At 38.8% G+C, this 8,673-nt stretch carries 10 protein-coding genes; 7 read left to right on the top strand and 3 right to left on the bottom strand.

Annotation, left to right across the window (positions count from 1 at the left end; all coding sequences use genetic code 11):
• Window position 1: 1 nt before the first annotated feature.
• The 3 genes from VLB74_RS05450 to VLB74_RS05460 all read right to left on the bottom strand — a co-directional run bounded on the left by VLB74_RS05450 (window position 2) and on the right by VLB74_RS05460 (window position 1,509).
• Complete coding sequence (locus VLB74_RS05450) at window positions 2–610, bottom strand: FAD-dependent oxidoreductase (protein WP_325202447.1); 609 nt, start codon at window positions 608–610, stop codon at window positions 2–4.
• Between the two features lie 3 nt (window positions 611–613).
• Window positions 614–814, bottom strand: coding sequence for a hypothetical protein (locus tag VLB74_RS05455; protein ID WP_325202448.1), 201 nt, complete (start codon window positions 812–814; stop codon window positions 614–616).
• Between the two features lie 119 nt (window positions 815–933).
• A complete protein-coding gene (locus VLB74_RS05460; RefSeq protein WP_325202449.1) occupies window positions 934–1,509 on the bottom strand; it encodes a MarC family protein in 576 nt (191 codons plus the stop codon).
• A 135-nt stretch (window positions 1,510–1,644) separates the two neighbouring features.
• Here VLB74_RS05460 and VLB74_RS05465 point away from each other — a divergent pair, with 135 nt between their 5' ends.
• The 7 genes from VLB74_RS05465 to VLB74_RS05495 form a co-directional block, all read left to right on the top strand.
• On the top strand, window positions 1,645–2,211 hold the full coding sequence (locus VLB74_RS05465; protein WP_325202455.1) for a DUF3109 family protein: 567 nt from the start codon (window positions 1,645–1,647) through the stop codon (window positions 2,209–2,211).
• A 266-nt stretch (window positions 2,212–2,477) separates the two neighbouring features.
• Window positions 2,478–3,455, top strand: a complete 978-nt coding sequence (locus VLB74_RS05470) for a ribonucleotide-diphosphate reductase subunit beta (RefSeq protein WP_325202450.1) — start codon at window positions 2,478–2,480, stop codon at window positions 3,453–3,455.
• 71 nt (window positions 3,456–3,526) lie between these two features.
• On the top strand, window positions 3,527–5,929 hold the full coding sequence (locus VLB74_RS05475; RefSeq protein ID WP_325202451.1) for a ribonucleoside-diphosphate reductase subunit alpha: 2,403 nt from the start codon (window positions 3,527–3,529) through the stop codon (window positions 5,927–5,929).
• A gap of 92 nt (window positions 5,930–6,021) precedes the next feature.
• Entirely contained in the window at window positions 6,022–6,525 is a 504-nt protein-coding gene (locus VLB74_RS05480; protein WP_325202452.1) for an RDD family protein, read from the top strand.
• 144 nt (window positions 6,526–6,669) lie between these two features.
• Window positions 6,670–7,599, top strand: coding sequence for a T9SS type A sorting domain-containing protein (locus VLB74_RS05485; protein ID WP_325202453.1), 930 nt, complete (start codon window positions 6,670–6,672; stop codon window positions 7,597–7,599).
• A 193-nt stretch (window positions 7,600–7,792) separates the two neighbouring features.
• On the top strand, window positions 7,793–8,020 hold the full coding sequence (locus VLB74_RS05490) for a hypothetical protein (protein ID WP_023575635.1): 228 nt from the start codon (window positions 7,793–7,795) through the stop codon (window positions 8,018–8,020).
• Between the two features lie 26 nt (window positions 8,021–8,046).
• Window positions 8,047–8,673: AAA family ATPase (locus tag VLB74_RS05495; protein WP_325202454.1), on the top strand; the 627-nt coding region annotated here is incomplete at its 3' end.

The following is an 8,673-nucleotide window of genomic DNA, read 5'->3' on the forward strand; positions in this document are numbered from 1 at the left end:
ACTACTTTCTGATACTGTCGTGTGAATGCGTTTCTATTCCGTCATTCCATAAAACCAGTATGTCTGTGGCTACTGCAGCTCCGCTCCCGGCCGCGATGGATAGCTGACTTCGGTGTCCGGCTAAAGTTCCGCAAACATAAATCCCTTCAGCTACTTTGTGGTCGGTGTTTCTGAGTTGGATTCGGTTTTTTTCTGCCAATGACTTTTTGTGCGGTTCGATGTAGTGCATCAATCCTTCAATCGCAAATAAATTAGAGGAGCCAATGGCCACCACAATATTTTTTGAAGTGTATGAATTCTTGTTGGTGATAACAGTAAAATTTCCCTTTTCACCACGTACTTCCATTACTTTTTCGTCTTCGATCTGCTGAACGTGCGGATAGATTTCTGCCAGGTGCTGTGTGCTTTCGGTTAATAATTCCGAACCTAATTTTCCGTTTGGAATACCGTATGCATTGTGGAAAATGGCATCCTGTAGAGAGGAAGCCTTCTGGTGGGCAATGATCCCGATTGGTTTATCGGAGGCAAAAGCTTTTTTATGGGCTGAACCCAAAATCAAGGCGCAGGAAACTCCCGAAACGCCTCCGCCAATGATAAGAACATCAAACATAAATTAATTTCCCCGGGTTTTCTCGTCAATCAGTTTTGACATACGGAAAATCAACAAAATGCAAACGGCACACAATGAAGCGGCAATTCCGATAAGTGCAATCAAACTGTTGCCTTCGAAAAGGTTGCTGAAATCAAGTAATGTGATGTTGAAAATAACTAACCCCAAAGCTAGGGCAATCATAATATAGGTAAAAATTTTCATCTCAAATTATTTTTTATTATACTCATCCGTTGCTGTTTGCTTAAAGCAGTGTTTTAGCAAGGAAATCGCATCATTTTCGAGTAAGTCTCAAATAAAGCGTGAAATTAGTAAAAATCAAGTTAAACAAATAGCCCTTTAACATTAGCAGCGAATAATTTAACAGCAATGGCTAAAAGTATTACGCCAAACACTTTTCGTATAACACCGAGGCCGTTTTTTCCCAATACTTTTTCGATTTTGGAAGACGATTTCAAAACGATATAAACAATGATGATATTGATAAGTATCGCTATGACAATGTTTATTGTTTGGTATTGTGCGCGCAGTGAAAGCAGTGTTGTCATGGTTCCGGCACCGGCAATCAGTGGAAAAGCCAGTGGCACTATGGAAGCCGTGCTGGGTTCTTCATCTTTATATAAGGTAATGCCCAGAATCATTTCAAGTGCCAGGAAAAACAAAATGAAGGATCCGGCCACAGCGAAGGATTTTACATCGACGCCCATTAATTTCAGGATTTCTTCCCCCACAAAAAGGAAAGTGATCATGATGATTCCTGAAACAAGTGATGCTTTTTCGGATTGGATATGTCCTACCTTGGTGCGTAAGTCAACGATAATAGGAATGGTTCCCACGATGTCGATTACGGCAAAAAGCACCATTCCGATCGTTAAAATTTCTTTCCAGTCAAATCCCATAAAGGTTGTGGTTTTTTTGATGGCGCAAAAGTATCCTTTAAGAATCTAAATATAACTAATAAATCGTTAATTTTTGATATTTAGGAAAATATGGTTTTAAACTTTGTAACTTTGCGGCAAATAGAAGTTTTAATTATGTTTCAGTTAGGGAAAACCATCGTGTCGGAGGAGATTTTGGAAAAGGAATTTGTTTGCAACTTGTCTGCTTGCAAGGGCGCTTGTTGCGTTGATGGAGATGCCGGTGCGCCTTTAACGGAAGAGGAAACTAAAATTTTAGCCGAAATTTACCCTAAAGTAAAACCATTTTTGCGTCCGGAAGGCATCGCTGCCATCGAAACGCAGGGAACTTCAGTAGTTGGGGAAGACGGCGAGTTTGAAACGACACTTATCGATGGTGCCGATTGTGCTTATGTGATTTTCGACGGAAAGACCGCGCTTTGCGGTATCGAACAGGCTTATAATCAAGGCTTGGTCGACTGGAAAAAACCGGTTTCCTGTCATTTATATCCTATCCGTGTAAAGGAATTTTCTGAGTTTTCGGCAGTGAATTACCATAAATGGCATATTTGTGATGATGCCTGTTCGCTTGGAAAAGAATTGGAGGTTCCTGTATACAAATTTGTTAAAGAGGCTTTGGTTCGGAAATTTGGTTCTGAATGGTATTCGGAATTGGAAAAAGTTGCCGAGGAACTTAAAAAATAGCCTTCTTTTTTCGAATTGTTAATAAGCTTTGAACCAACGATTTTACAGCGGTTTCAGGCAAAAGTTCAGAAAATTCACATTTTGTAAGTATTTGAAAATGAGTATTTTGCAATAGTATTTTTCACGTGTGGAAAAATCTTTCATTGTTAAAAACTCGGCTTAATTGTGAATAAGTTTGACTTTCTTTTTACAATTCAAATGACAATCTTTGTAAACCCCAATCGAATTAATTAATCAATTTTTAATCCTATAAAATTCAACATACTATGTCAGTAGTCGAACCTATATTGCAAGAAAACAAAGATCGATTTGTAATTTTCCCTATCAAGCACCATGATATCTGGGAATGGTATAAGAAATCGCAAGCCAGTTTCTGGACTGCGGAAGAAATCGATTTGCATACGGATTTGACCGACTGGAATACAAAACTGAACGACGACGAGAAATATTTCATCAAACATATTCTGGCATTTTTTGCCGCTTCGGACGGAATTGTAAACGAGAATTTAGCGGAAAATTTCGTTAACGAAGTGCAATACCCGGAAGCAAAGTTTTTCTACGGTTTTCAAATCATGATGGAAAACATCCACAGCGAAACCTATTCGTTGCTGATTGATACTTATGTGAAAAACGAAGAAGAGAAAGACCAGCTGTTCCACGCCATTGAAGTGTTTCCGGCGATTAAGAAAAAAGCAGAATGGGCATTGAAATGGATTGAGTCGGATTCATTTGCCGAAAGACTGATTGCTTTTGCTGCGGTGGAAGGAATCTTCTTTTCCGGAGCGTTCTGTTCGATTTTCTGGTTGAAAAAACGCGGATTGATGCCGGGCTTAACGTTCTCCAATGAGTTGATTTCCCGTGACGAGGGAGTTCACTGTGATTTTGCGGTGCACTTACATAATCACCACTTGGTAAATAAGGTGTCTAAAGCCCGAATCACAGATATTATTACCGATGCCTTGAATATTGAAAGAGAGTTTATCACCGAATCGCTTCCGGTGAGTTTGATTGGAATGAATTCAACGTTGATGACACAATATTTAGAGTTTGTAGCCGATCGTTTATTGGTGGAATTAGGTTGTTCAAAAGTATATAACTCCGCAAATCCGTTCGACTTTATGGATATGATCTCATTGCAAGGGAAAACCAATTTCTTCGAAAAACGAGTATCAGAATACCAAAAAGCCGGTGTTTTGAACAAAGACACCGATTCACAGAAAATCACTTTCGACGCTGATTTTTAATGAAATTGTAAACACAGAAAATTCACGGCCCAGCGCCATTATAAATAGTTAACCTTCAAAACAGTAACCCTATGAATGTAGTAAAAAGAGACGGCAGAAGAGAACCGGTAATGTTCGATAAAATTACAGACCGAGTTAGAATCTTATGTTATGGATTAAACGATTTAGTTGATCCGGTAAAGGTGGCTATGCGTGTTATTGAAGGTTTGTACGATGGTGTGACTACTTCCGAATTGGATAATTTAGCTGCTGAAACTGCAGCTTCCATGACGGTAACGCATCCGGATTATGCACAATTGGCTGCTCGTATTGCTGTTTCCAATTTGCATAAAAACACCAAGAAATCGTTCTCTGAAACGATGTCAGACATGTATCATTATGTGAATCCGAGAACAGGGCAAGAGTCGCCATTGCTGTCTGATGAGGTGTATGAAGCGATTATGGCGAATGCTGAAATCCTTGATTCTACAATCATCTACAATCGTGATTTCAACTATGATTATTTCGGATTCAAAACGTTGGAGCGTTCTTATTTGTTACGTATCAACGGGCAAATTGTGGAGCGTCCGCAACATATGCTAATGCGTGTTTCTGTTGGGATTCACCTGGATGATATTCCTGCAGCGATTGAAACGTATGAGCTGATGTCGAAGAAATTCTTCACGCATGCCACGCCAACGCTTTTCAATGCCGGGACACCAAAACCGCAAATGTCGTCTTGTTTCCTTTTAACGATGCAGGATGACAGTATCGACGGAATTTACGATACCTTAAAACAAACAGCTAAAATCTCGCAATCAGCGGGAGGAATCGGGTTGTCTATTCATAATGTAAGAGCTACAGGTTCCTACATCCGCGGAACAAACGGAACTTCAAACGGAATTGTACCAATGTTGCGTGTATTCAACGACACGGCTCGCTATGTAGACCAAGGTGGAGGAAAACGTAAAGGTAGTTTCGCGATTTACGTAGAGCCTTGGCATGCGGATATTTTCGACTTTTTGGATTTGAAGAAAAACCACGGAAAAGAAGAAATGCGTGCCCGCGACTTGTTCTATGCGATGTGGATGAACGATTTGTTCATGAAACGCGTACAGGATGATGCGCATTGGACATTAATGTGTCCGAACGAATGCCCGGGATTGTATGATGTGTACGGCGATGAGTTTGATGCGATGTATATCAAATACGAGCAGGCAGGAAAAGGAAGAAAAACCATTAAAGCCCGTGAGCTTTGGGAGAAAATCCTTGAATCGCAAATCGAGACCGGAACGCCTTATATGTTGTATAAAGATGCGGCGAACCGTAAATCAAACCAGAAAAATTTAGGAACTATCCGTTCGTCAAATTTGTGTACGGAGATTTTAGAATATACTTCTGCGGATGAAATCGCTGTGTGTAATTTAGCATCGATTTCGTTACCGATGTTCATTGAAAACGGTCAGTTTAACCACCAGTTGTTGCATGAGGTTACTAAAAGAGTTACCCGTAACTTAAATAAAGTAATCGACAGAAACTATTATCCGGTAAAAGAAGCTGAAAATTCCAATATGCGTCACCGTCCGGTCGGATTAGGCGTGCAAGGTTTGGCTGATGCATTTATTTTATTGAGAATGCCGTTTACTTCGGATGAAGCTAAACAATTAAATCAGGAAATCTTCGAAACTATTTATTTCGCGGCGTGTACAGCTTCGATGGAAATGGCTAAAGAAGAAGGTGCTTATTCAACATTTAAAGGATCACCAATTTCTCAAGGGGAATTCCAATACAATCTTTGGGGATTAAACGACAGTGATTTAAGCGGTCGTTGGGACTGGGCTTCACTTCGTAAGGAAGTAATGGAGCACGGAGTTCGTAACTCTTTGTTGATGGCGCCAATGCCAACGGCTTCCACATCGCAAATACTTGGAAACAATGAAGCTTTTGAACCGTATACTTCCAATATTTACACACGTCGTGTATTGTCCGGAGAGTTTATCGTAGTAAACAAACACCTGTTGCAGGACTTGGTGGGCCTTGGATTGTGGAATGAATCACTGAAACAGGAAATCATGCGTGCCAACGGTTCGATCCAGGACATCAACGGAATTCCGCAGGATATCAAAGAATTATACAGAACGGTGTGGGAAATGAGTATGAAAGATATCATTGACATGTCACGTCAACGTGGTTATTTCATCGATCAGTCACAGTCATTGAACTTGTTCATGGAAGGCGCTACGTTTGCGAAACTGACGTCAATGCATTTCTACGCATGGCAGTCCGGTTTGAAAACGGGAATGTATTATTTGAGAACAAAATCGGCTGTAGATGCTATCAAGTTTACGTTGAGCAACGATAAGAAAACGGAAACAGTACCGGTTCCTGCAGAAGTTGCCAACGAAAATGCTCCAATGACCGAAGACGAATTCAAAGCAATGTTAGAGCGTTCTAAAAGTGCTGGTCCAGAAGATTGCGAAATGTGTGGATCATAAGCAATAGGTCTGAAAACTAAACAAATAAATTGTAAATAGGAAAACAGTCGTTGCTTTAACGGCTGTTTTTTATATTGATAAATACTGAAAATATGGCTACGAATACATTTAGGATTACTTCGGATATGCTTGCTTCACAAGGGCAGCGTTTTCTCAATTATTTGATCGATTTGGGATTGCAATATGGTGTTGGATTGCTTTTTGGGGTTTTCATTGCGGTGATTGCGAATGTTTTTGGTAATTATACACTGTTAGATTTTTTTGAATCAATGGGGAGGATTGAGGAGTATTTGGTAGGAACTGTTATCTCATTGATTTACTATGCTTTATGTGAGACTTTTTTATCACGAACATTAGGGAAATACATCACCAAAACAATAGTTGTCATGGAAGATGGTTCCAAGCCCGATGCTTCAACAATTCTTAAAAGGTCATTTTCCAGAATCATTCCTTTTAATGCTTTGTCTTTTTTGTCCAATTCAGGAAGGGGATGGCATGATTCCATTTCTGGTACTTACGTGGTGAAAAAAGATTTGTTTGAGGAACAAAGGAAATTGTTTTATTCTTTTGACGAAATAGGAAAACAGGAAGAGTAATAGGGAACAGCCGTCATTTGATGGCTGTTTTTATTTTACAGCTGGTTTTTGGAGTATCTTTCTTTTTTGTGGTAATTTCCTTCTTTAGGGGCTTTTAAAATTTGCGTAACTTTGTGATATACAATTAATTAAAAAAGCAAAATCATGAAAGCACTACTTGTTTTAGCCCTGATTTTGTCAACAACCTACATCGTTCGTTCTCAGGTTTTGTATGAGGATAATTTTGAATCGTATACACCCGGTTCAATAGTCGGGCAAACCAATTTTGATTATGTGCATGGATCAACTGATTCTTATCAGATAGTTCAAGATGAAACCGGGAGGCATTTATGGATAAATTCTCTTAATTACAGTGTCCTCACCAAAAACTTAAATTTATGGCCATCAAGAAATTCTGGAAATAATGTTATACAGGTAGAATTCGATTATTTTACCGGAGGTGTATCCGATATTTCCGCAAATGCAGGAGGGTTCGGGATTTGGAGTTCTACTTATGGTGAATTAATTGGAATTATGATGCGCAACAATTCAAAAGTTGTTTTTGGGTATTATTATTCTTGGGATTATGGTGAGGAAGAACGGGCATTGGGTGATGGAACTACTAGTGTTGTTTTGCCGCCAAACACTTGGTCGCGTTTGGCTTTTTCTTTGAATACCGTTACTGGGGAGGCCATATTTAGAGGGCCTGGATTTTTAAAGACATTTCAAAATTATGTTCATTTGAATTCTGATCCTAATTACGGTCTGCAATACATGCAAATATTAGATGGGCCTTCCAACTTTCGTTATGATAATGTAGTAGTCAAAGCTGTTTCTTCTTCAACTTTAGGAACGCAGCAGCCTATCCCAATACAAAGTGAATTGCAATTGTATCCAAATCCGGCCTCTGATTATGTGACTGTTGTGACGGATAATAAGATTTTAAATGTATATGTTTACGATATTCAGGGTAAACGATCTGAGATGATATTGAATAACGGAAGAATTGACGTTTCACATTTTCCGGCGGGAAGCTATATTATAGGTTTGAAAACAGACAAAGGTTTTGTTTCTCAAAAATTAATTAAGAGATAAAGTGTTTTTAGTTTTGGCTATGAACTGGAAATTGGTTGCTTTTCAGAAATCAGTTGGCAGAAACAACTATTTTTTTATTTTTACTAAAAATCAGGGAACTTCTTTGGTAAACAGTCATTTATGAGATGACTGTTTTTTATTTTACGGGGATTAGGTTTTGTCTTCGTACCTTTGTAGTTCTAAAATAAAAATCATGACAAAAGATAAGAAAAAAGGGGTATACACCGGAATCATTGAAAAAGACGCCAACGGGAATTATTTCTGCGGCGAATATCTATTGGATTACCAGTACACCGAAGCTAATTTTAAAGTGGGGGATGAGATTAATATCAAATCGGTGATTGAAAATCCGAGTGATAAAAGTTACGATCAGTATCCGAAGAAATCCCGTAATTTCTTTCTTTCAAACCAAAAAGAGTAAGATTTTCGTAATTAAATTCCGTTCCCTTGAGTAATTTGTATTTCACAGACAGAAGTAATGTAAAATTGGAAGACGTGGTTTTTAACGAAGCCGTTTCCGAGCAGATTACCCAGTTTTTAAGCGAATATCAGTTTCGGGAAGTACTTGAAAAGTATGATTTGCCGGTAGTGAATAAAATGCTGTTGTATGGTAAAACCGGCTGCGGGAAAACCATGACTGCTAAAGCCATTGCGAAACAACTGGATAAGAAGTTGATTATTGTCAATTTGGCCAGTATTGTTTCTTCTAAGTTGGGGGAAACTGCTAAAAACGTTGAAGGCTTATTTAAGGAGGTCAATTATGAAAGTGCGGTATTGTTTTTCGACGAATTTGATTCGTTGGGACAGATTCGGGATTACGATAATAAAGACAGTAGTGAAATGAAACGTGTCGTAAACGCCATCTTGCAACTGATTGATAATTTTCCCAAGAAATCCATCCTGATAGCAGCGACCAATCAAATCCAGATGATTGATGATGCTTTGGTGCGTCGCTTTGAACTGAAACTTGAATTTACATCACCATCACAAGAAGTGTTGAATAAGTATTATGACTCTTTATTGTCGAAATATCCATCGCAATTTCAACAGTTGAACCGAATTTATGATGTTTCT

Source organism: Flavobacterium sp. (genome assembly GCF_035456225.1).
Taxonomy (GTDB): Bacteria; Bacteroidota; Bacteroidia; order Flavobacteriales; family Flavobacteriaceae; genus Flavobacterium.

Bases quoted from the DNA above. Each gene is read 5' to 3' on its own strand.
- VLB74_RS05450 (WP_325202447.1), bottom strand. From the start codon at position 610: ATGTTTGATGTTCTTATCATTGGCGGAGGCGTTTCGGGAGTTTCCTGC.
- VLB74_RS05460 (WP_325202449.1), bottom strand. From the start codon at position 1,509: ATGGGATTTGACTGGAAAGAAATTTTAACGATCGGAATGGTGCTTTTT.
- VLB74_RS05465 (WP_325202455.1), top strand. From the start codon at position 1,645: ATGTTTCAGTTAGGGAAAACCATCGTGTCGGAGGAGATTTTGGAAAAG.
- VLB74_RS05480 (WP_325202452.1), top strand. From the start codon at position 6,022: ATGGCTACGAATACATTTAGGATTACTTCGGATATGCTTGCTTCACAA.
- VLB74_RS05485 (WP_325202453.1), top strand. From the start codon at position 6,670: ATGAAAGCACTACTTGTTTTAGCCCTGATTTTGTCAACAACCTACATC.
- VLB74_RS05455 (WP_325202448.1), bottom strand. From the start codon at position 814: ATGAAAATTTTTACCTATATTATGATTGCCCTAGCTTTGGGGTTAGTT.
- VLB74_RS05470 (WP_325202450.1), top strand. From the start codon at position 2,478: ATGTCAGTAGTCGAACCTATATTGCAAGAAAACAAAGATCGATTTGTA.
- VLB74_RS05490 (WP_023575635.1), top strand. From the start codon at position 7,793: ATGACAAAAGATAAGAAAAAAGGGGTATACACCGGAATCATTGAAAAA.
- VLB74_RS05475 (WP_325202451.1), top strand. From the start codon at position 3,527: ATGAATGTAGTAAAAAGAGACGGCAGAAGAGAACCGGTAATGTTCGAT.